Origin of the sequence: Pseudomonas sp. RIT-562 (assembly GCF_026241895.1) — a bacterium.
Taxonomy (GTDB): Bacteria; Pseudomonadota; Gammaproteobacteria; order Pseudomonadales; family Pseudomonadaceae; genus Aquipseudomonas; species Aquipseudomonas mandelii_F.
Map to the genome: position 1 here is coordinate 1 of NZ_JAPJIV010000011.1, position 21,478 is coordinate 21,478.

General features: G+C 58.4%; 24 protein-coding genes and 1 pseudogene. 16 read left to right on the forward strand and 9 right to left on the reverse strand.

Going from position 1 to position 21,478, the window contains the following annotated elements; all coding sequences use genetic code 11:
* Positions 1–92: 92 nt before the first annotated feature.
* Together ORL50_RS14970 and ORL50_RS14975 are read right to left on the reverse strand one after the other, a co-directional pair.
* Entirely contained in the window at positions 93–1,313 is a 1,221-nt protein-coding gene (locus ORL50_RS14970; protein WP_266016229.1) for a CaiB/BaiF CoA transferase family protein, read from the reverse strand.
* Between the two features lie 13 nt (positions 1,314–1,326).
* Positions 1,327–2,508 carry an acyl-CoA dehydrogenase gene (locus tag ORL50_RS14975; protein ID WP_247289475.1) on the reverse strand — a complete coding sequence of 394 codons (1,182 nt, stop codon included), beginning with the start codon at positions 2,506–2,508 and terminating at the stop codon, positions 1,327–1,329.
* Between the two features lie 157 nt (positions 2,509–2,665).
* On the opposite strand from ORL50_RS14975, the gene ORL50_RS14980 reads away from it, so the two are divergent.
* From ORL50_RS14980 to ORL50_RS15025, 10 genes are all read left to right on the forward strand, one after another.
* The gene (locus ORL50_RS14980; protein WP_266016230.1) at positions 2,666–3,565 is read left to right on the forward strand and encodes a LysR family transcriptional regulator; all 900 of its coding nucleotides are present in this window, start codon (positions 2,666–2,668) and stop codon (positions 3,563–3,565) included.
* A gap of 436 nt (positions 3,566–4,001) precedes the next feature.
* Complete coding sequence (locus ORL50_RS14985) at positions 4,002–5,123, forward strand: Re/Si-specific NAD(P)(+) transhydrogenase subunit alpha (protein ID WP_266016231.1); 1,122 nt, start codon at positions 4,002–4,004, stop codon at positions 5,121–5,123.
* A 15-nt stretch (positions 5,124–5,138) separates the two neighbouring features.
* Entirely contained in the window at positions 5,139–5,462 is a 324-nt protein-coding gene (locus ORL50_RS14990; protein WP_007947884.1) for an NAD(P) transhydrogenase subunit alpha part 2, read from the forward strand.
* Positions 5,462–6,895: an NAD(P)(+) transhydrogenase (Re/Si-specific) subunit beta gene (locus ORL50_RS14995; protein WP_266016232.1), complete on the forward strand. Its 1,434-nt coding sequence runs from the start codon at positions 5,462–5,464 to the stop codon at positions 6,893–6,895. Before ORL50_RS14990 ends, ORL50_RS14995 begins: the two co-directional genes overlap by 1 nt.
* A gap of 190 nt (positions 6,896–7,085) precedes the next feature.
* Positions 7,086–8,579 carry a succinyl-CoA:acetate CoA-transferase ScpC gene (scpC, locus tag ORL50_RS15000; protein ID WP_266016233.1) on the forward strand — a complete coding sequence of 498 codons (1,494 nt, stop codon included), beginning with the start codon at positions 7,086–7,088 and terminating at the stop codon, positions 8,577–8,579.
* Between the two features lie 319 nt (positions 8,580–8,898).
* Positions 8,899–9,114, forward strand: a complete 216-nt coding sequence (locus tag ORL50_RS15005) for a DUF1127 domain-containing protein (RefSeq protein ID WP_007902752.1) — start codon at positions 8,899–8,901, stop codon at positions 9,112–9,114.
* Between the two features lie 290 nt (positions 9,115–9,404).
* The gene (locus ORL50_RS15010; protein WP_045059072.1) at positions 9,405–9,722 is read left to right on the forward strand and encodes a DUF2388 domain-containing protein; all 318 of its coding nucleotides are present in this window, start codon (positions 9,405–9,407) and stop codon (positions 9,720–9,722) included.
* 109 nt (positions 9,723–9,831) lie between these two features.
* On the forward strand, positions 9,832–10,149 hold the full coding sequence (locus tag ORL50_RS15015; RefSeq protein WP_266016234.1) for a DUF2388 domain-containing protein: 318 nt from the start codon (positions 9,832–9,834) through the stop codon (positions 10,147–10,149).
* 27 nt (positions 10,150–10,176) lie between these two features.
* A complete protein-coding gene (locus tag ORL50_RS15020) occupies positions 10,177–10,497 on the forward strand; it encodes a DUF2388 domain-containing protein (protein ID WP_266016235.1) in 321 nt (106 codons plus the stop codon).
* On the forward strand, positions 10,494–12,455 hold the full coding sequence (locus ORL50_RS15025) for a DUF7844 domain-containing protein (RefSeq protein WP_266016236.1): 1,962 nt from the start codon (positions 10,494–10,496) through the stop codon (positions 12,453–12,455). Before ORL50_RS15020 ends, ORL50_RS15025 begins: the two co-directional genes overlap by 4 nt.
* 13 nt (positions 12,456–12,468) lie before the next feature.
* Here the strand turns inward: ORL50_RS15025 and trpA are convergent, their stop codons facing one another.
* Both trpA and trpB read right to left on the reverse strand, forming a co-directional pair.
* Entirely contained in the window at positions 12,469–13,278 is an 810-nt protein-coding gene (trpA, locus tag ORL50_RS15030) for a tryptophan synthase subunit alpha (RefSeq protein ID WP_266016237.1), read from the reverse strand.
* The gene (gene trpB, locus ORL50_RS15035) at positions 13,278–14,513 is read right to left on the reverse strand and encodes a tryptophan synthase subunit beta (protein ID WP_266016238.1); all 1,236 of its coding nucleotides are present in this window, start codon (positions 14,511–14,513) and stop codon (positions 13,278–13,280) included. Before trpB ends, trpA begins: the two co-directional genes overlap by 1 nt.
* A gap of 112 nt (positions 14,514–14,625) precedes the next feature.
* Between trpB and ORL50_RS15040 the strand changes: the two genes are divergently transcribed.
* On the forward strand, positions 14,626–15,519 hold the full coding sequence (locus ORL50_RS15040; RefSeq protein WP_266016239.1) for a LysR family transcriptional regulator: 894 nt from the start codon (positions 14,626–14,628) through the stop codon (positions 15,517–15,519).
* Here the strand turns inward: ORL50_RS15040 and ORL50_RS15045 are convergent.
* Positions 15,516–15,842 carry an ElaB/YgaM/YqjD family protein gene (locus ORL50_RS15045; protein WP_045059079.1) on the reverse strand — a complete coding sequence of 109 codons (327 nt, stop codon included), beginning with the start codon at positions 15,840–15,842 and terminating at the stop codon, positions 15,516–15,518. The genes ORL50_RS15040 and ORL50_RS15045 overlap by 4 nt on opposite strands.
* A gap of 157 nt (positions 15,843–15,999) precedes the next feature.
* Here ORL50_RS15045 and ORL50_RS15050 point away from each other — a divergent pair, with 157 nt between their 5' ends.
* On the forward strand, positions 16,000–16,215 hold the full coding sequence (locus ORL50_RS15050; RefSeq protein ID WP_266016240.1) for a dodecin: 216 nt from the start codon (positions 16,000–16,002) through the stop codon (positions 16,213–16,215).
* A 121-nt stretch (positions 16,216–16,336) separates the two neighbouring features.
* Positions 16,337–16,558: a DUF1161 domain-containing protein gene (locus ORL50_RS15055; protein WP_266016241.1), complete on the forward strand. Its 222-nt coding sequence runs from the start codon at positions 16,337–16,339 to the stop codon at positions 16,556–16,558.
* Between the two features lie 68 nt (positions 16,559–16,626).
* On the opposite strand, the gene ORL50_RS15060 is transcribed toward ORL50_RS15055, so the two are convergent.
* Complete coding sequence (locus ORL50_RS15060; RefSeq protein WP_266016242.1) at positions 16,627–17,628, reverse strand: LLM class flavin-dependent oxidoreductase; 1,002 nt, start codon at positions 17,626–17,628, stop codon at positions 16,627–16,629.
* A gap of 245 nt (positions 17,629–17,873) precedes the next feature.
* On the opposite strand from ORL50_RS15060, the gene ORL50_RS15065 reads away from it, so the two are divergent.
* Positions 17,874–18,305 carry an OsmC family protein gene (locus tag ORL50_RS15065; RefSeq protein WP_266016243.1) on the forward strand — a complete coding sequence of 144 codons (432 nt, stop codon included), beginning with the start codon at positions 17,874–17,876 and terminating at the stop codon, positions 18,303–18,305.
* Between the two features lie 176 nt (positions 18,306–18,481).
* Positions 18,482–18,721 carry a DUF1161 domain-containing protein gene (locus ORL50_RS15070; protein ID WP_266016244.1) on the forward strand — a complete coding sequence of 80 codons (240 nt, stop codon included), beginning with the start codon at positions 18,482–18,484 and terminating at the stop codon, positions 18,719–18,721.
* 6 nt (positions 18,722–18,727) lie between these two features.
* Here the strand turns inward: ORL50_RS15070 and ORL50_RS15075 are convergent, their stop codons facing one another.
* On the reverse strand, positions 18,728–19,147 hold the full coding sequence (locus ORL50_RS15075; protein ID WP_266016245.1) for a PA0061/PA0062 family lipoprotein: 420 nt from the start codon (positions 19,145–19,147) through the stop codon (positions 18,728–18,730).
* Between the two features lie 40 nt (positions 19,148–19,187).
* Complete coding sequence (locus ORL50_RS15080) at positions 19,188–19,610, reverse strand: PA0061/PA0062 family lipoprotein (protein WP_266016335.1); 423 nt, start codon at positions 19,608–19,610, stop codon at positions 19,188–19,190.
* A 60-nt stretch (positions 19,611–19,670) separates the two neighbouring features.
* Between ORL50_RS15080 and ORL50_RS15085 the strand changes: the two genes are divergently transcribed.
* On the forward strand, positions 19,671–20,747 hold the full coding sequence (locus ORL50_RS15085; RefSeq protein ID WP_266016246.1) for an aminopeptidase: 1,077 nt from the start codon (positions 19,671–19,673) through the stop codon (positions 20,745–20,747).
* A 108-nt stretch (positions 20,748–20,855) separates the two neighbouring features.
* Here ORL50_RS15085 and ORL50_RS15090 read toward each other — a convergent pair.
* Positions 20,856–21,313: pseudogene (locus tag ORL50_RS15090) on the reverse strand (REP-associated tyrosine transposase).
* Positions 21,314–21,478 lie beyond the last annotated feature (165 nt).

The window sequence follows — 21,478 nt, forward strand, 5'->3', positions numbered from 1 at the left end:
CACTGATTCCGCTTTCCCATCAAATACTTACGCAAAGCCTCGAAAAGCGCCTTTTAGCTCTATAAAAGGCGCCTCTATATAGAAGCAATGGCTCAAAGCACCTCTGCCTCCTTAAAAGCAGCCACCGCATCGGCGTCTAGACCCAGCACCCGCTGCAACACCTCCAACGTGTGCTCACCCAACAAAGGCGGGGCACTACGGTATTCCACCGGGGTCTCGGACAGACGAATAGGACTCGCGACCTGCGGCACCATGCCAGCGAGCACATGAGGCATCTCGATTGCCAGCCCGCGAGCCTTTACCTGGGGATCGGCAAACATCTGCGCCAAGTCATTGATCGGCCCGCACGGCACGCCGGCCTGCTCCAGCTGCAGCACCCACTCGGAGGTGGTCTTGAATACCGTCGCCTGGCGGATCAGAGGGATCAGGACCGCACGGTTCGCCACACGTAACTTGTTGGTAGCGAAGCGCGGATCGTCTGCCCACTGCGGCTGTCCAGCCACCTCGGCAAACTTGCGGAACTGCCCGTCGTTCCCCACGGTAAGGATGAAATCACCATCCGCCGTAGGAAAGTCCTGGTAAGGCACGATGTTCGGATGGGCATTGCCCAAACGCTTGGGTGCGTTCCCGGTAGTCAGGTAGTTCATCGCCTGGTTAGCCAGGCAAGCGACCTGGACGTCCAGCAACGCCATATCAATGTGTTGACCACCACCACTGTGATCGCGATGGGCCAGCGCGGCCAGAATCGCTACAGTCGAGTAGAGCCCGGTCAATATGTCGGTCAGCGCGACGCCCACCTTCACCGGCCCCGCACCCTCATCGCCCTCGGGCCGCCCGGTCAGGCTCATCAAGCCGCCAAGCCCCTGGATCATAAAATCATAACCAGCGCGCTTGGCGTATGGACCGGTTTGACCAAACCCGGTGATCGAGCAATAGATCAGGTCGGGATTGATTGCCTTGAGCGATTCATAGTCCAGGCCATAAGCCGCGAGACCGCCGACCTTGAAATTCTCGATCAGGATGTCCGACTTCGCCGCCAGGTCGCGCACCAGCTTCTGCCCTTCAGGACGGGTGAAGTCGATAGTCACTGATTGCTTGTTGCGATTGGCAGACAGGTAATAGGCCGCCTCGCTGGTGTTCTCGCCATAGGCGTCTTTAAGAAACGGAGGCCCCCAGGCGCGCGTATCATCACCATTGCCCGGACGCTCGACCTTGATCACTTCAGCGCCAAGGTCGGCCAGGATCTGCCCGGACCAGGGCCCGGCCAGCACTCGTGATAAATCCAATACCCGCAAATGCGAAAGCGCGCCCATGGCCGTTCTCCTATTAATAGAACGCCTGGATGCCGGTCTGCGCGCGACCGAGGATCAGCGCGTGGACGTCATGCGTACCCTCATAGGTATTCACCACTTCCAGGTTCACCAGGTGCCGGGCAACGCCGAACTCGTCGGATATGCCGTTGCCGCCCAGCATGTCGCGGGCCATGCGCGCGATATCCAGGGACTTGCCGCAGGAGTTACGCTTCATCATCGAGGTGATCTCGACCGCTGCAGTGCCTTCATCCTTCATGCGACCCAGACGCAGGCAGCCTTGCAATGCCAGGGTGATCTCGGTCTGCATGTCGGCCAGTTTTTTCTGGATCAACTGGGTGGCCGCCAATGGACGCCCGAACTGCTGACGGTCCAGGGTGTATTGACGAGCGGTGTGCCAGCAGAACTCGGCTGCACCCAGCGCCCCCCAGGAAATGCCATAACGGGCGGAGTTAAGGCAGGTGAACGGGCCTTTCAAGCCGCGTACGTCGGGGAAGATGTTCTCTTCAGGAACGAATACGTTGTCCATGACAATTTCGCCAGTGATCGATGCCCGCAGGCCGACCTTGCCGTGGATCGCTGGAGCGCTCAGGCCTTTCCAGCCCTTCTCCAGCACGAAACCGCGGATGTCGCCGGCATCATCCTTGCCCCAGACCACGAACACGTCAGCGATCGGGCTGTTAGTGATCCACATCTTGCTGCCGGTCAGGCTGTAGCCACCCTCGACCTTGCGGGCACGAGTAATCATCGCTCCCGGGTCAGAGCCGTGGTTAGGCTCGGTCAGGCCAAAGCAACCGATCCACTCACCCGACGCCAGTTTCGGCAGGTACTTCTGCTTCTGCGCTTCGGTTCCGAATTCGTTGATCGGCACCATGACCAGCGAAGACTGCACGCTCATCATCGAACGGTAACCGGAGTCGACGCGCTCCACTTCACGAGCGATCAAGCCGTAGCTGACGTAGTTCAGGCCACTGCCGCCGTATTGTTCAGGGATTGTTGCACCCAACAGGCCGACTTCGCCCATTTCGCGGAAGATTGCCGGGTCGGTTTTTTCATGGCGGAAAGCTTCCAGAACACGCGGCGCAAGCTTCTGCTGAGCAAATTGCTCGGCGGTGTCGCGAATCATGCGTTCTTCTTCAGTGAGCTGTTGATCCAGCAGCAGCGGATCGATCCAGTTGAAGCTAGCTTTACCGGCCATGAGCAAGTCCTCTCGAAAGGAGTCAAATAACGTGGACTGATCCTAGGCCTGCCAAAGCCTCACGGCAATCGAGGATTTTGCATACTGTTGTGCTAAATTCTCACTCCGTAACATCGCCGAAGTCGAATCGTGCGATAGATTAGTGAGGTTGAGGTACATGCGCAGAAAAATCCCCAGCACTACCGCCCTGATCAGTTTTGAAGCGGCTGCGCGCCATGAAAGCTTTACCAAGGCTGCCCAGGAGCTTTCGCTGACCCAAGGCGCCATTTGCCGACAGATCGCCAGCCTCGAGGATTTCCTGAGCGTCGAACTGTTCCGGCGCTCTCGCCGTGGAGTGAAACTCACTGAAGCCGGACTTTCCTACAGCCGGCGAGTGGCCACTCAACTGGACGCCGTAGAGCGTGACACCCTGTCAGTGATGGGCCAGCAGGGCACAAACGTCATCGAGCTCGCCGTGGTACCGACATTTGGCACGCAGTGGCTGTTGCCGCGCTTGAAGGACTTCCAGCACAAACACCCGGAGGTGACAGTCAACCTGACTAACCGGACCCGCCCTTTCCTGTTTGCCGATACCGATTTCGATGCGGCCATCTACTTTGGCGACGCCGATTGGTCGGGTACTGAATCCCACAGGTTGATGGGAGAAAATCCTATGCCCGTGTGCAGCCCAAGCCTACTTGCAGATAACGATTCGCTGACACCTGCGGAAATCGCCGAGCTACCACTCCTGCAACAGACCACCCGCCCTTATGCCTGGCGCCAGTGGTTCAACTCGCAGCACCTGAATATCCCGCGGGACATGACAGGCCCGCGTTACGAGCTATTCTCCATGCTCGCCCAGGCGGCGATGCATGAGATGGGGATTGCGCTGATCCCGCCCTTCCTGATTCAGCGGGAGCTGGCGGAGAAACGCCTGGTGATTGCGAACCCGAATGCACTGTCGAGCATCAAGGCCTATTACCTGATGATTCCGGAGCGAAAGGTCGAATCAGCCTCTTTAAGGGCTTTTCGTGATTGGCTGGTCAATCAAGCGCAGAGCTATAGCCTAGAGTCCTAGAGGCTTACAGCGATTAGCTGACCCCGTAGTCAGCAAAATAAAAGCCCTACAGATATAAGTAATTGTCGCATTTATGCAGACTGTACTGAAAGGGTGCACAATCGTCCCACAAGCTCCTGAAGTCGTGGCTTTGCGCCGGTATTCCCAGGCAATAACTGCCCATTCACCTGACTCATGCGCAAATTTCTTATTTTCCAAAAAATTCTCTGCAGGCCACGGTTCGTAAGGGTTTATCTCGAATGCTTGCGACATTCGGTCACGGGGTGACTTGTAGTTAATTTTCCGTCACGCATCATATTCCCTTGAAGGGTGCAAAGTTCGCCTGCAAAATGCCGCGCCCCGCCCTGATTTAGCGGGATCGTGCTGATCGGCCGCCCCAGCTCGCACCATCCGCAGTGCCTGGGTTTACTCAATAAGATCACGCAGGAGATTTGACGTGCACATTGGTGTTCCTCTCGAAACCCAGACGGGTGAAACACGGGTTGCTGCAACCCCGGAAACCATCAAGAAGCTGATCGGCCAGGGTCATAAGGTCACTGTGCAAAGCGGCGCCGGCATCAATGCCAGTGTTGTCGACAGTGCCTATGAAGCGGCAGGCGCGATTATTGGCAGTGCCAACGATGCGTTTGGTGCCGAGCTGATTCTCAAGGTGGTCGCTCCCAGCGACAGCGAACTCGCTTTGATCAAGAGCGGAACCGTTGTGGTGGGCATGCTCAACCCGTTCAGCAATGAAACCATCGCCAAGCTGGCCGAGTGCGGCATTACCGCGTTTGCGCTGGAAGCGGCCCCGCGTACCTCTCGGGCCCAGAGCCTGGACGTGTTGTCCTCCCAGGCAAACATTGCCGGCTATAAAGCCGTGCTGCTGGCCGCTCACCACTATCCGCGCTTCATGCCAATGCTGATGACAGCAGCGGGCACCGTGAAAGCGGCCCGGGTGCTGATTCTCGGAGCCGGCGTCGCGGGCTTGCAGGCCATTGCCACAGCGAAACGCCTGGGTGCAGTGATCGAAGCGTCTGATGTACGTCCTGCCGTTAAAGAGCAGATCGAATCCCTCGGCGCCAAGTTCGTCGACGTTCCCTACGAAACCGATGAAGAGCGCGAATGCGCTGTCGGCGTCGGCGGCTACGCGCGGCCAATGCCTGCCAGCTGGATGCAGCGTCAGGCCCTGGCCGTTCACGAACGCGCCAAGCAAGCTGACATCGTCATCACCACCGCCCTGATCCCGGGGCGCAAAGCGCCGACGCTGTTGAGCGCGGAAACCGTGGCACAGATGAAACCAGGCTCGGTGGTCATTGACCTTGCTGCTGCCCAGGGCGGCAACTGCCCGCTGACCGTGGCGGACCAGGTGGTTGTCGAGAATGGCGTGACCATTTGCGGCCCGACCAATCTGGCCGGGGCAGTCGCGGCGGATGCTTCGGCACTGTACGCACGCAACCTGCTGGACTTCCTGAAGCTGGTCTTCAACAAGGAAGGCCAGTTCGAGATCAACCTCGAAGACGACATTGTCGCTGCGTGCCTGATGTGCCGCGACGGCCAAGTCATCCGCAAAAACGCCTAAGCAGGGATTCAGACGATGGAAGAGCTTATCTCCCCCGGTATCTACAACCTGATCATCTTCGTGCTGGCGATTTATGTCGGTTACCACGTGGTCTGGAACGTTACTCCCGCACTGCACACCCCACTGATGGCGGTGACTAACGCCATCTCGGCGATCGTGATTGTCGGCGCCATGCTGGCTGCGGCGCTCACCGTGACCCCACTGGGCAAGACCATGGGCACCCTGGCCGTGGCCCTGGCGGCGGTGAATGTGTTTGGTGGCTTCCTGGTCACCCGCAGGATGCTTGAGATGTTCAAGAAAAAAGCCCCGAAAGTCGTAAAAGAAGAGGCGCCGAAGTAATGAGCATGAACCTTGTAACGACGCTCTACCTGATCGCGTCGATCTGCTTCATCCAGGCCCTCAAAGGCTTGTCGCACCCGACCACGTCCCGTCGCGGCAACCTGTTCGGCATGCTCGGCATGGGCCTGGCAATCCTCACCACGGTCGGCTTGATTTATAAGCTGGGCGCTGAACTTGCCACCGCCGGCATCGGCTACGTCATCGTCGGTCTGTTGGTCGGCGGCACTGCCGGTTCGATCATGGCCAAGCGCGTTGAAATGACCAAGATGCCGGAACTGGTCGCCTTCATGCACAGCATGATCGGCCTGGCAGCGGTGTTCATCGCCATCGCAGCAGTGGTCGAGCCGCAGTCTTTGGGCATCGTCAAGCAGCTGGGTGATTCGATTCCTGCAGGCAACCGTCTTGAACTGTTCCTTGGCGCTGCTATTGGTGCAATCACCTTCTCCGGTTCGGTAATCGCCTTCGGCAAACTTTCCGGCAAGTACAAGTTCCGCCTGTTTCAGGGTGCACCTGTACAGTTCGGTGGTCAGCACAAGCTGAACCTGCTGCTGGGCCTGGCCACGCTGGCCTTGGGCATCACCTTCATGCTTACCGGCAACCTTGGCGCCTTCGCGCTGATGCTGGTACTGGCCTTCGTCCTGGGCGTGTTGATCATCATCCCGATCGGCGGCGCGGACATGCCTGTGGTGGTGTCGATGCTCAACAGTTACTCGGGCTGGGCTGCTGCAGGTATCGGGTTCTCGCTGAACAACTCGATGCTGATCATCGCCGGTTCGCTGGTGGGCTCTTCCGGTGCAATTCTCTCGTACATCATGTGCAAGGCGATGAACCGTTCGTTCTTCAACGTATTGCTCGGTGGTTTTGGCAACACGGCAGATGCAGGCCCTGCAGGCGCCAAGGAAGCCCGTCCGGTGAAATCCGGCTCGGCTGACGACGCGACCTTCCTGCTGACCAACGCCGACACCGTGATCATCGTGCCTGGCTACGGCCTGGCGGTGGCTCGCGCGCAGCATGCGCTGAAAGAGCTGACCGAGAAGCTCACCCATCGTGGCGTGACCGTGAAGTATGCGATCCACCCGGTGGCCGGTCGGATGCCCGGACACATGAACGTATTGCTGGCTGAGGCCGAAGTGCCATACGACCAGGTGTTCGAGATGGAAGACATCAACTCCGAGTTCGGCCAGGCCGACGTGGTGCTGGTGCTTGGGGCGAACGACGTGGTCAACCCGGCAGCCAAGAACGATCCGAAGTCGCCAATCGCCGGCATGCCGATCCTCGAAGCGTTCAAGGCCAAGACCATCATCGTTAACAAACGCTCGATGGCCAGCGGTTATGCCGGCTTGGACAACGAACTGTTCTACCTCGACAAAACCATGATGGTGTTCGGCGACGCCAAGAAAGTCATTGAAGACATGGTCAAAGCAGTCGAGTAAAACCTGCTCCAGCGCAATACCCCAAACCTCAGCCTTTAGTAGGCTGGGGTTTTTTATTGCCGGTGAAAACCCCTGCCAACCCGACCAAAGGCTCTAAATCAGCGGTCTGCATTCGACCATGGTAGCGGGAGGATTTTTTTCGAAATCACTAAACTGCACACCTTGCTTCCGTTGCCCGAGATAACAATCCATGTACCGTGATCGTATTCGCTTGCCTTCGTTGTTGGATAAGGTGATGAGCGCCGCTGACGCTGCCGCTTTGATTGAGGACGGCATGACCGTCGGCATGAGCGGCTTCACCCGCGCCGGCGAAGCCAAGGCCGTGCCCCACGCACTCGCCGAGCGCGCCAAAATCACTCCGTTGAAAATCACCTTGATGACCGGCGCCAGCCTGGGCAACGACCTCGATAAGCAGCTTACCGAAGCCGGCGTACTGTCGCGGCGCATGCCATTCCAGGTCGACAGCACACTGCGCAAGGCGATCAACGCTGGCGAGGTGATGTTCATCGACCAGCATCTTTCGGAAACCGTCGAGCAACTGCGTAATCAACAGCTCAAGCTGCCGGATATCGCCGTCATCGAAGCTGTGGCGATAACCGAACAAGGTCATATCGTTCCCACCACTTCGGTAGGCAACTCGGCCAGCTTCGCGATTTTTGCCAAACAGGTGATCGTCGAGATCAACCTGGCACACAATCCAAACCTGGAAGGTTTGCACGACATCTATATCCCGACCTACCGGCCGACCCGCACGCCCATTCCGCTGGTCAAGGTCGACGACCGCATCGGCAGCACTGCCATCCCGATCCCGCCGGAAAAGATCGTGGCGATCGTCATCACCAATCAGTCCGACTCACCCTCCACCGTCTTGCCACCCGACGTGGACACCCAGGCCATTGCTGATCACCTGATCGACTTCTTCAAGCAGGAAGTTGCTGCCGGGCGCATGACCAACAAGCTCGGCCCGCTGCAGGCAGGCATCGGCACCATTGCCAACTCGGTGATGTGCGGCCTGATCGATTCGCCGTTCGAAGACCTGACGATGTACTCCGAAGTCTTGCAGGATTCGACCTTCGACCTGATCGACGCCGGCAAGCTGAGCTTCGCATCGGGCAGCTCCATCACCTTGTCGGCCCGGCGCAACAGCGACGTGTTCGGCAATCTGGAGCGTTACAAGGACAAGCTGGTGCTGCGCCCTCAGGAAATTTCCAACCATCCGGAAGTGGTGCGTCGGCTGGGCATTATCGGAATCAATACGGCGCTTGAGTTCGATCTGTACGGCAACGTCAACTCCACTCACGTCTGCGGCACCCGGATGATGAACGGCATCGGCGGTTCCGGTGACTTTGCGCGAAATGCCCACCTGGCCATTTTCGTGACCAAGTCGATTGCCAAGGGCGGCGCGATCTCCAGCGTAGTGCCCATGGTCAGCCACGTTGACCATACCGAGCATGATGTCGACATCCTCGTCACCGAAGTTGGCCTCGCGGACCTGCGCGGCCTGGCGCCGAGAGAACGCGCGCGGGTCATCATCGACAATTGCGTGCACCCGGACTATCGCCAGGCGCTGGATGACTATTTCACAGCCGCCTGCGCCATCGGCGGCCACACGCCGCACATCCTCCGAGAGGCACTGAGCTGGCACATGAACCTGGAAGAAACCGGGCGCATGCTTGCCGTGTAAATAGTACAGATGGCCGCTGGCGCAAACACAGTTTCGCCAGCGAGCTATTGCGCAGATCCCATCTGCATAAAACTGTACTACTGTACCGGTGTTTTCCTACAGAAAAGTCCTACCCTTACCGGCGAATCCTATATAAGTGCACCAATTCAGTGCCGATAGGTACAGTTGCCTCAATTTAGACCAGTACACCCCCCATTAACAGTTAACTGGTACCTCACAATACAGGTGAACTGTATCTACAGGGACTAGCCAAACAAGAGGATCATTGGCATCAGTTAAACCACTACCTAATCCCGCCACAAGCGGAAGGATGTCAACCATGGAACGTACACTCAGTTCCGAACTGTTCTTCGAAGATACCGCTGCAAAAACCCAGGCTTCGATGCCTCTTCGCGTTATCGCCAACCTGATGTTGTGGCAGCGCCGCATCTCCAGCCGCCACCAATTGGCTCGCCTGGATTCACGTCTGCTGGCTGACGCCGGGATTAGCGAAGCACAACGCTACGAAGAGCTCAGCAAGCCGTTCTGGCGCTAAGTAGCGTCGCTGGCTCTGACCTGCAGGTCCACCGCCAGCAACCGAATTGAACAAACAAGACCCGTCGTGGGAAACCGCGACGGGTTTTGTCGTTTGAGGGCTTTAAAAAGGCAAACCAGTACAGTTTCAAGACTTCACGTTAATATCAGTACAATTGCTATATCACCAATATTGGCTGTTCGAACGCGCCCACCCGGGCCTAATATCCAACTAGTACGTGGCGAATGCTGCAAAACAGACGTCTTGTTCAATAAGCCACCTCCCATCCGGTTCATTTAAGGAGTTACACCATGTCCCGTCTTCGTCTGCTCAGCGCTGCAGCCCTGCTCGCCGTGGCTGCCAATTCCCACGCCACCAGCTTCATCGTGACCACAGATGCCGTTGTTGGCGCACTGAAAGCTACTTCCGATGCGACTTCCGACGTCACCTCCTCCTTCCGCGACGACAAAATCGTCCGCGCCGCTCGTGATGACGCTGCCAGCTTCGTTGCCAGTGAAGGCTCGATCCGTGGCGTGAAGCTGGAAAGCGCACTGGATCACATCCGCCACCAGGCGCCTCAGCTCAATGCAACCGACGCACAGCTGGCCCAGGCCATCCTGACCATCTAAAGTGGATGCCTGATATGGGGCACGCAAGTCGTGTCCCATTGTTTCAGCGCTGGCTCTAGAACAGGCATTCCGCTAGCCTTTGGACTCGCTTTTTCAACTATCGAGTCTCATGCGTTTTCTTTCAAAACTGTTGTTCACTCCGCTATTAATCACCATCGGCTGGTCTGGATCAGCCCAGGCTTACGACGCCTTCAACCTGTCCACCCAGGGCATCGTCGCCAGCGGCTATGCCACAAGCATGGTGACCTCGGCCCCCTTCGACCGTAAGCTACTGCTCGCTGCACAGGACGACGCCGCCACCTTCATCGCCACCGATGGGCAACTGCGAGGCGCGCGCCTGGAGTCCGCACTGGTTTATCTGCGCCATACCCGGCCAAAACTTCATGCAAGCGACCTTGAACTGGCGCAGGCAATTCTCGTCCAATAGTTATCTTTGTATTTCCGGAGTCGTTCCATGCGTAACCCGCTGATTGCCGCCGCCCTTGGCTTGTTTTTCTTGGCCGACATGGCCCAGGCGCAAACCCTGGTAGCCACCAGTAACATCGTGATTCGTGCCAGCCAGCGCACGCTGGATTTCACCTCGGACACCACCACATCGATCCGCGACTCGAAAATCGTCCGTGAAGCCCATGACGATGCCGCCAGTTTTGTAGCCAGTGACGGAGAAATCCGTGGTGCACACCTCGAAGCGGCTTTCGACACCTTGCGCACCCGCGTCCCGGAAGCGCGCGACGCCAGTGACCAGGTTCTCGCTGAAGCCATCCTCGCACTGTGAGGTCGGTAGGCGCCTGGCTGCTGGCCGGGGTTGTATTGCTGCTCGGCAATACGGCCCAGGCTGACCTGCAATTACGGCTCAAGACCACAGGCCTGAGCCCCGCGCAACAACAGGCCAGCCAGGCGCTCATTGATGAAGCCATGCAGGCATTACCGCCGCGGTTCATCCAGCAGCTTGACCGCCGTATCGACGTTGGCTGGACCGACGACATGCCGGCCAACGCCTACGGCCAGGCGTCACTGGTTTCCGAACTCGACCTGAACCGTAACCTGCTCGACAGCCTCACCGACGGCAGCGCCGCGAGCAAAAAAACTTACCGTCCCCACGGCACAGTGCGCCGGGAGATGCTCGCCACGGTGTTGCACGAGCTCACTCACATCTATGACCGCTCACGCCTGTGGTCAGGCTCTGAGCGCACCCTGATCCAGCGCTGCACCCGGCGTAACAGCAGTGCCGGGTTGATCGGCCTGCCCGACGAGTGTCGGGGCCAGAACGACCGGCGTTTCACCATCAGCGACGACCCACGTCTGCTCGATCTTGCAGGCTGGCAACAATATGTCGGCAGGCGTGGTGAGCGAGAACAGCACAATCGGCAGATCGCGCGCAGCCCTGACATCTACGAAACCAGTAGCCCCAAAGAGTTCGTGGCGGTCAACATGGAGTATTTCCTCCTCGACCCGAGCTACGCCTGCCGTCGCCCCGCGCTCTATCGCTACTACAAGGAGCACTTTGGCTGGGCACCTGCCGCCAAGGACACCTGCGCCAAATCTTTCGCCTTCCTCAATGCAGGCAACGATTTCGCCAAACAACCCCTTGGGCAGGTCGACCCGGAGCGTGTTTACGCAGTCGACTATTTGCTGGCCGAGGCCAACCAGAACTGGGTCAGCCGCTGGGGCCACAGCATGTTGCGCTTGGTAATTTGTGCGCCGGGTCGGCCACGGGGGCCGGATTGCCGCCTGGATCTTGATCAACACCTGGTGCTGTCATACCGCGCCTTTGTCGGCGATGTGCAGCTGTCGAGCTGGGACGGTCTGGTCGGGAAGTACCCGTCGCGCCTGTTCGTGCTGCCCCTGGCCCAGGTCATCGATGAATACACCAAGACCGAGCTGCGCAGCCTCGCCTCGATTCCGCTGACCCTGTCGCGCAACGAGATCGAGGAGGTGGTCGAGCACGCGGCCGAGATGCATTGGAGCTATGACGGCAACTACTTTTTTCTGTCCAACAACTGCGCAGTGGAAGGCCTGAAACTGTTGCGCAGTGGCACCAACAACAAGCAACTGGTCGGTCTCGACAGCATCATGCCCAATGGTTTGCTGGAAGTACTGAAGGGTCGCGGGCTGGCAGATACCAGCGTTCTCGATGATCCGCGCGAAGCCTTGCGCCTGGGCTATCGCTTCGACTCATTCCGCGACCGCTACCAAGCGATGTTTGAGGTGCTGAAAAAACATCTGCCGATCAAGCAGGAGACGGTCGAGGAGTGGCTGGCGATCAAGGCTCTAGAGCGACGCCAGTGGATCGACCAGGCAGACCTGCGCACCAGCGCCGCCCTGCTTCTGCTGGAGCAGGCAGCGTTTCGGCAGCAATTGGTACTGGCGCAGGATGAGGTCAAGCAACGGTATCTGGGCGCGCGGGAATTGAAGAACGGCGGCATGGACAAGGCCAACGCCACCCTGCAGCAGATCCTCGCTAACAGCGGCTTCCTCAGCCGGCCGGCAGAACTGCTCGGCACTGGCGGCTATGGATTACCGCAGCCAAGCGAGTGGCAGCGCCTGGAATCGGAAAGCAGCCTGCGGCAGAAACAGCTTCAGGTGCTGACGGGGGATCTGGACAAGGAGGTCAGAGCGCTGCTGGACCCGGCCCGAGCAGCAGAGATGGCGGAGAATGAAGCCAACCTGAAGCAAGTTGGCGAACATTTGCGCAAATTGCACAAGGCAGCCGGAGGACTCGAGCTGCCTTGAGCAAAAACCGCGCTTAGACTCGAGCCTTGCGCACACCTTCCGACAAGGCTGCGCAAAGGCTCAATACGCCGTCGATGGCCTGGTCAGGGGTGGTCGCATTGGCGATATGATCGATCAGTGCCGATCCCACCACTACCCCGTCAGCAAGACGCGCGATCGCTGCGGCCTGCTCTGGCGTGCGGATCCCAAAACCAATGCTGATCGGCAAGTCGGTATGTCGACGCAGGCGGGCAACGGCCTCTTCCACGTGCTCCAGAGTGGCTGCGCCAGCGCCGGTCACACCGGCCACCGACACGTAGTACACGAAACCGGAGCTGCCGTTCAGTACCGTTGGCAGACGCACATCATCGGTAGTCGGCGTGGTCAGGCGGATGAAGTCGAGGCCAGCGGCCTGGGCCGGGTCGCACAACTCACCGTTATGCTCAGGCGGCAGATCGACCACGATCAGGCCATCCACACCCGCAGCCTTGGCATCTTCAATGAAGCGCGGCACGCCATACATGTGGATCGGGTTGAAATACCCCATCAACACCAGCGGCGTATCGGTATTGCCTTCACGGAATTCGCGAACCATCTGCAGGGTTTTTGCCAGATTCTGCTTGGCACCCAAAGCACGGATGTTGGCCAGCTGGATCGCCGGGCCGTCCGCCATAGGGTCGGTGAACGGCATGCCCAGTTCGATCACGTCGGCACCGGCACCCGGCAGTCCTTTGAGGATTGCCAGCGAAGTGTCATAGCTCGGGTCGCCGGCGGTGACGAAAGTTACCAGGGCTGCGCGATTCTGTTCCTTGAGTTCGGCAAAACGCGTTTGCAGGCGGCTCATCAGTGTTTCTCCTGCTGGGATTGCTGTTGTTGGGACTGCTCCATGTGATGCATCACGGTCTGCATGTCCTTGTCGCCACGGCCGGACAGGTTGACCACCATCAAGTGATCCTTAGGCAGCGTTGGCGCACGCTTGAAGACTTCGGCCAGGGCATGGGCGCTTTCCAGTGCAGGAATGATCCCTTCCAGGCGGCAGCATTTGTGGAATGCGTCGAGGGCTTCGTCGTCGGTCACGGACGTGTACTGCACGCGGCCGATGTCATGCAACCAGGCGTGTTCCGGACCGATACCGGGATAGTCGAGGCCGGCGGAAATCGAGTGAGCGTCGATGATCTGGCCGTCATCGTCCTGCAGCAGGAAGGTACGGTTGCCGTGCAGCACACCAGGCACCCCGCCATTCAGGCTGGCAGCGTGCTTGCCGGTTTCGATACCGTGGCCGGCCGCTTCGACACCGATGATTTCGACGCTCTGGTCGTCGAGGAACGGGTGGAACAGGCCCATGGCGTTGGAACCGCCGCCGATGCATGCCACCAGGCTGTCTGGCAGGCGGCCTTCCTGGGCTTGCAGCTGGTCGCGGGTTTCCTTGCCGATGACGGCCTGGAAATCACGCACCATGGCAGGGTAAGGGTGCGGGCCCGCCACCGTACCGATGAGGTAGAACGTACTATCGACGTTGGTGACCCAGTCGCGCAGTGCCTCGTTCATCGCGTCTTTCAACGTGCCGGTGCCAGCGACGACCGGAATCACTTCGGCGCCCAGCAGCTTCATGCGAAACACGTTGGCCTGCTGACGCTCGATGTCAGTGGTGCCCATGTAGATCACGCAATCCAGACCAAAACGCGCGGCAACGGTGGCAGTCGCCACTCCGTGCATGCCGGCTCCGGTCTCGGCAATGATGCGCTTCTTGCCCATGCGCCGCGCCAGCAGGATCTGGCCGATGCAGTTGTTGATTTTGTGCGCGCCGGTGTGATTCAGCTCTTCGCGCTTGAGATAGATCTTCGCACCACCACAGAATTCAGTGAGGCGTTCGGCGTAGTAGAGCGGGCTCGGACGTCCGACGTAATCGCGCTGGAAGTAGGCCAGCTCTTCCTTGAATGCCGGATCTTCCTTGGCCAGTTCATATTCGCGGGCCAGATCGAGGATCAACGGCATCAAGGTTTCAGCGACGTAACGGCCGCCGAAGCCGCCGAACAGGCCGCTGGCATCGGGGCCATTGCGCAGATTGGTCTGGGTCATGAGTTGCTCCAGTTGAATTCGTGTGATGACAATGAGGCTCACTTTACCCCTGACGTCCCATACTGAAAACCGATAAGATCGCTACAACCTGTCAGGAAAACTCACACATCCCATGAGCCATGACCTTCCCCCGCTAAATGCCCTGCGCGCCTTCGAATCCACCGCCCGTCTGAACAGCGTGAGCCAGGCTGCCGAACAGTTGCACGTCACCCATGGCGCAGTAAGTCGGCAACTCAAGGTTCTTGAGGAGCATCTGGGAGTCAGCCTGTTCATTAAGGATGGTCGCGGCCTGAAACTCACAGATGCGGGCGTTCGACTGCGCGATGCCAGCAGTGAAGCCTTCGAGCGCCTGCGCACCGTTTGCGCGGAACTGACGCAAAGCACCGCAGATGCGCCTTTTGTGCTGGGCTGCTCGGGAAGCCTCCTGGCGCGCTGGTTCATTCCGCGTCTGGGCCGGCTCAATGCAGACCTGCCGGACCTGCGCCTGCACCTGTCAGCAGGCGAAGGCGACCTTGATCCACGGCGCCCCGGGCTGGATGCCCTGCTCGTCTTCGCCGAGCCACCCTGGCCGGCGGACATGCAGGTGTATGTCCTGGCCAGCGAAAGGATCGGCCCGGTGCTGAGCCCGCGTTTCACCGGCTTTGCCAAACTGCAGGACGCCCCGGCCAGCGCATTGCTGGGCGAGCCGTTGCTGCACACCACTTCGCGGCCACAGGCATGGCCGAGCTGGGCACAGCAAAGCGACCTCGACGCCAAGGCGCTGAAGTATGGTCAGGGGTTTGAGCATTTGTATTATTTACTGGAGGCGGCGGTAGCCGGGTTGGGTGTGGCGATTGCCCCCGAACCACTGGTAATCGAAGACTTGAAGGCGGGTCGCCTGGTTGCGCCGTGGGGTTTCAAAGAGACCCCGGCGCAACTGGCGTTGTGGTTACCCAAGCGCGCCGCGGATGGGCGCGCAAGGCAGCTGGCGCAGTGGCTTAAAAACGAGCTGCGCCAAACAGATTAGTCACCACGTTTGCACAGCAGGTAGGCTGCCAGCAAACCCAGTGCGCCTACAGCGACGCCGGCTGTGGTCCAAGGGTGTTCCTGAGCGTAGTCACGAGTGGCAATCCCGGTTTCGCGGGTTTTCACTTTGACTTCTTCGTAGGCATCGCTGAGCAGGTGGCGCGAATGTTTCAGCGCGCTCTCGGCGTTGGCTTTCAAGACTTTCAGGGTTTTGCGCGACTCGTCCGAGGCGTCGTCCTTCAGGCTTTCCAAAGACTTCAGAAGACTCTCGATCTCGGCTTCCATGCTTTGCAATGAGGCTTTACGTAAAGAGGTGTTGGCCATGGTGGCTCTCCTGCATTGGTGATGAGTGGCGTGTGTTGGTTGGGACTACAGCGGTTTGAGAAAGTGCAGTAAATCTGAACTTCTGCATCGAGTTGAGCGACAGAAGTAATACGAAAATTCACTGCTAGTCTGTATTTCATAACCCAAGGAGAACGCTATGACTGATCACCACACGTACAAGAAAGTCGAGCTGGTTGGCTCATCTGCCAGCAGCATCGAAGACGCAATCAACAACGCGCTGGCCGAAGCCAGCAAAACCATCAAGCACCTTGAATGGTTTGAAGTGACCGAGACTCGCGGCCATATTGAGAACGGCCGGGCTGCGCATTTTCAGGTAACACTTAAGGTCGGCTTCCGGATTGCCAGCAGCTGAGATTGAGCTAGTCTTCTGAACTTGCGCGCTGGCCGAATGCCATAGGGAATGGCAAAGCGCTACATGAGTGCGCCCGGTTAAATTTGGGCGCCCCTATTACTCCGACCAGAGAATGCATCAGATGAACAAGTTTATTTTGGCGGTAGGTCTGTTGAGCCTTGCCGGCACAGCATTCGCCGCGGGCAAGCCGTGCGAAGAACTCAAAGCCGAAATCGCCGCGAAGCTTGATGCCAAGGGCGTTTCCGGTTACTCGCTGGAAATCGTGGACAAAGGCACTGCGGCAGATGGCAAGGTGGTAGGCACCTGTGAAGGCGGTGCCAAAGAAATCGTCTACAAACGATAGGTTGATTCTGCGGTAACACTCAAAGCCGACGCGGTGGCGTCGGCTTTTTTATGCGCGGGGTTCAAGAATCAGCCCTTCATCACCTGCGCCAACAGTTCGTAGGAATGCACTCGGTCGGCATGCTCGTAGAGGTCGCTGGTGAAGATCAACTCGTCTGCCTGGGTCTGCTCAATCAGCACCTCCAGCTTCGCGCGAATTTTCTGCGGACTGCCGACCATCGCCAAGCCGAGGAAATCCCCCACCGCTTCCTTCTCATGAGGCAGCCACAGGCCGTCCATGGTTTTCACCGGAGGACGCTGCACCAGACTCTGCCCACGCATCAGCGCGAGGATTCGCTGGTACACCGATGTGGCCAGGTAATCAGCTTGTTCATCGGTATCGGCAGCCACCAACGGCACGCCCAGCATCACGTAAGGCTTGTCCAGAACCGCTGAAGGCTTGAAATGATTGCGATAGACGCGAATCGCCTCATGCATGAAGCGCGGTGCGAAATGGGAAGCGAAGGCGTAGGGCAAACCGCGCTCACCGGCCAGTTGCGCACTGAACAAGCTCGAACCCAGCAACCACACCGGCACGTTTGTGCCTGTGCCAGGCATGGCGATGATGCGCTGGTCCGGCGTGCGCGGGCCAAGGTAACGCACCAGCTCCGCGACATCCGCCGGGAAGTCGTCGGCACTGCCGGAGCGTTCACGCCGCAGTGCGCGGGCGGTCATCTGGTCAGAGCCGGGGGCGCGCCCCAGGCCAAGGTCAATGCGGCCTGGGTAAAGGCTTTCCAAGGTGCCGAACTGTTCGGCGATCACCAAAGGCGCGTGGTTGGGCAGCATCACCCCACCGGAACCAACACGAATGGTCGAGGTACCACCTGCCAGGTAACCCAGCAAAACCGAGGTTGCCGAACTGGCGATGCCGTCCATGTTGTGGTGTTCAGCAACCCAGAAGCGGTTGTAGCCGAATTTTTCGACATGCTGCGCCAAGTCCAGGGAATTGCGCAGAGACTGGGCCGCACTGCCGTTTTCGCGCACAGGCACCAGGTCCAGGGTGGAAAATTTTACGTCGGTCAATCGTTTCATAAACCTGCTTCTCCAATCGGGGGGGCGCAGGTTTTTTCTTGCGAACGAAAACCTGCCGAATCCATAAGCGTGTTTCATGCAATGAGGGCATATACCCGAGTTTCAATAGGCAAGGCAAAAAAACCTACGAAAATGGTAGGACTTTTCAGTTCGGGTGAACTTTGCACCTACGTCTATCCTCAGAACCCTAGCAACCGAAAACCACGAAGGCGCGGCAATTCGCGCCCGAACTTGAGGAGGCAGACATGGCTATCACTAAGAAAGCATCGGCTCACTGGGAAGGTGACCTGAAAACCGGTATCGGCTCGATTTCCACCGAAACCGGCGTACTGCGCGAGGCCCCATATGGCTTCAAGGCTCGGTTTGAAGGCGGTAAAGGTACCAACCCGGAAGAATTGATCGGCGCCGCACATGCGGGCTGTTTCTCCATGGCGTTCTCGATGATCCTCGGCGATGCCGGGCTCAAGGCTGACAGCATCGATACCAACGCCGAAGTGACCCTGGATCAGGTTGAAGGGGGTTTCGCGATCACTGCGGTCAAGCTGATCCTCAAGGCGAAGATCCCGGGCGCGTCCCAGCAGCAGTTTGAAGAATTAAGTAACAAAGCCAAAGAAGGCTGCCCGGTTTCCAAAGTGTTGAATGCGAAAATCACTCTGGACGCCACCCTGGTCAGCTAAATCTGCCTGGGCGGGACAAAGATCGCGGTCTGCGGCAGCTTCTACCCAGGTAGAAACTGTCATGGACGGCGATCTTTTTTGTCCTGAAACAAAACCCCGAAGGTCAATCTGTGGTCGAATAAATGACAGCAGCTTTAGCGCACGACCGTGCGCGCTGCCGGAAAAGGAGCTTCACCATGAAACGTTTTGCCTTGGCGATTATCTGCGGTGCACTGGCGACTTCGGCCATGGCGGCGCCCAAGGATTGCGAAGAACTCAGGAAAGAGATCGAGATCAAGATCCAGGCGAATGCCGTGCCTTCCTACACACTGGAAATCGTGTCCAAGGAAGAAGCGGACAAGCATGACGTGGCAATGGTCGTCGGTTCCTGCGAAAACGGCACCAAAGCCATCATCTACCAGAAAAACGACACCTGATCCGACTCACATCAGGCAGTTGACCTGGCGGTCTTCCGCCACGATCTCACGCTTGGCGTTGTACAGCCGGGCACTTGGGGTAAACGCCAGATTTCGGGCTTCCAGCAAGTATCGCTGGCCAGCCTCGAAATGGTCGTAGTTGATGGTCAGGTAGCACAACCGCTCTACCGGTCCAGTCATCAGGCTCCCGCCGCCGCCAAACACTTCGAAGTCAAAACGCACCAGCAGCTCATGGCTGCCTGGCGTGACCTGATAAAAGCGGCCATCCCGTAATCTCTGGTTATCCAGGCGCTCGGCCATCAGCAACTTGCCACCGGGACTCGGTGTCGCGAAGTCGACCCACGCCATCTGCGGGTTGATGGCTGGCATCGGGCTTTGGCATCCGGCGACGAAACTGGCGGCGAGCAACAGCAGCAACCTGCGCATGATAGATGTCCTGGGTTCTGGACATTCAGCATAGCGCCGATCAAGTGCGCTGGCAGCCTGCCGGTGTGGCTTGGCCGATCACCTTGCGCTGTTGATCATAAAGCTTTGCCCAGGGCCGGAAGCCGATGTTGCCCGCTTGTAGCTGATAACGTTCCCCTGCGTTGAAATCCTTGAATTTCAAATTCAGTTGGCAATCTCGCCACAGTGGTTCGGCATCAGGACCGATGTTGGTCGCGGCCACCGGGAATTGATAACGCACAGTCAACTCATGGCTACCGGGCTGAACCTCAAAATAACGCTTGTCGGTAGCAGCTTTGGCATCGACTTGCAGTGCTTGCAGGGCGCTGTCTTCCTGCTTCGAGTCGAGGTCGATCCAGGCCTGCGATGGGTCGTGATGGGGCAATCCGAATCCAGCACAGCCTGTCAGCATCAACAGGCCACCCGTCAGCATCAATTTGCGCATAGCGGAGCTCCAGTGCGGCGGGATAGTCTTGCGAGCAGACTTTCCAGGGATGATTTTATTTTGATCAGGCCTTTTCCAAGCCATGGGTTACTTGATCGCGTTTTCCGCATTTTGTTTCCGGGTGTGATGCTTTTGTTGCTCAATGGCTGCACCAGCATCAGCTATTACAGCCAGTTGGCCAGCGGACAGTTGCAGCTGTTACGTGCTCGCGAGCCAGTGTCCGAGGTAGTCGCCGATCCCGCGCGAGACCCGCAATTGCGTGCGCATTTGGCTCAGTCGCAGCAAGCCCGGTCGTTCGCCAGCGATCAACTGCACTTGCCAGACAACCAGAGTTACCGCCTGTATGCCGACATTGGCCGACCGTTTGTGGTGTGGAACGTTTTCGCCACCCCGGAGTTTTCCCTGACTGCGCAAAATCACTGCTTTCCGATCGCCGGCTGCGTGGCTTATCGCGGTTATTACAGCCAGGGTGCCGCTCGCGGCGAGGCCGCTGTGCAGCGACTGCAAGGTATGGACGTAACAATTGGCGGAGTCGAGGCCTATTCGACGCTCGGCTGGTTCAACGATCCGATTATCAGTTCCATGATGAGCTGGGGCGACGAGCGGCTGGCGACGCTGATCTTCCACGAGCTTGCCCATCAGCGTCTTTACGTGAAGGACGACACCGAGTTCAACGAGTCCTTTGCGACATTCGTGGAGCAGGAAGGCACACGGCAATGGCGCGCCTTCCGCCACCTGCCCGCAGACAATGGCTCGCAAGCGCGACAACGCGATGAATTCATTGAACTGGTCCTGGCCACCCGCGCGCGCCTCGAACTCCTCTACACCCTGCCGCTCCCACCCGAACAGATGCGTCAGCGCAAGGCGGCGGAATTTGAACGGTTACGCACGCAATACCGCAAAATCCGCGACAGCCAGTGGTCTGGGGACAAACGGTACGACGCCTGGATCAACGCCCCAATGAACAACGCCCGGCTGCTACCGTTTGGACTGTATGACCAGTGGGTGCCGGCATTCGAGGTGTTGTTTCAGCAGACAGGCGGGAACTGGCCAGCGTTTTACGCAGCGGCAGAGAAGCTTGGTGCGTTACCGGCGGAGCAGCGCAAGGCGGCGCTGAAGGCGCTGGCAGAGTCTTGATGCTTTGCTGTCGGGGCGGACGCCATCGCGGGCAAGCCTTGCTCCCACAAATTCTGTGGGAGCAAGGCTTGCCCGCGATGAGGCCGACATATACTCCCTAATTCTCGACTAAACCCAGATTGCGTCCCACAACGGATACTCACCGGCTTTCTTGACCAGACCGGCGCGCAGCGGATTGGCGACTATGTATCGCGCAACTGCCTGCAAATCCTCTTCCCGACGAATCGCCCGATCATGAAAACCCTCCTGCCACAGTGGGCCGACTCTGCCCAGAGCCCGATTGAGGGCAACCGTCGACCGCGACTTCGTGCGGCCGATTAGTTTGGATAACTCAATGTTCTGTAGCTCGATCAGCCAATGAAAATGATCTGGCATGACACGAATGCCAATGTGTTGGCAAATTGTTCCTGCTGAGCCTTTTTAAATGCATCGACGACTATTCGACCATGTCGGAACTCGGAAAAAATCGGCTGGCGATGCAATAGGACGACGGTCAGCAGGTAAATTTGTCCTGATTCCGAATATCTTCCGGCTCGTAATTGATGAGAGAGATGCTGGCTGGGCATGGCGATCCTCCTTGATCTGGTCTTGTTGAGGCTAGATCAACGGAGGAAGCATTGGCGTCGGACAGTTGGTCGGGATGTGTCCTCAAGGACGCCATCGCGGGCAAGCCTTGCTCCCACAGGATCAACGCAATTGTTGCGACATTCTGCAGGCCAAGGCTTGGCTTG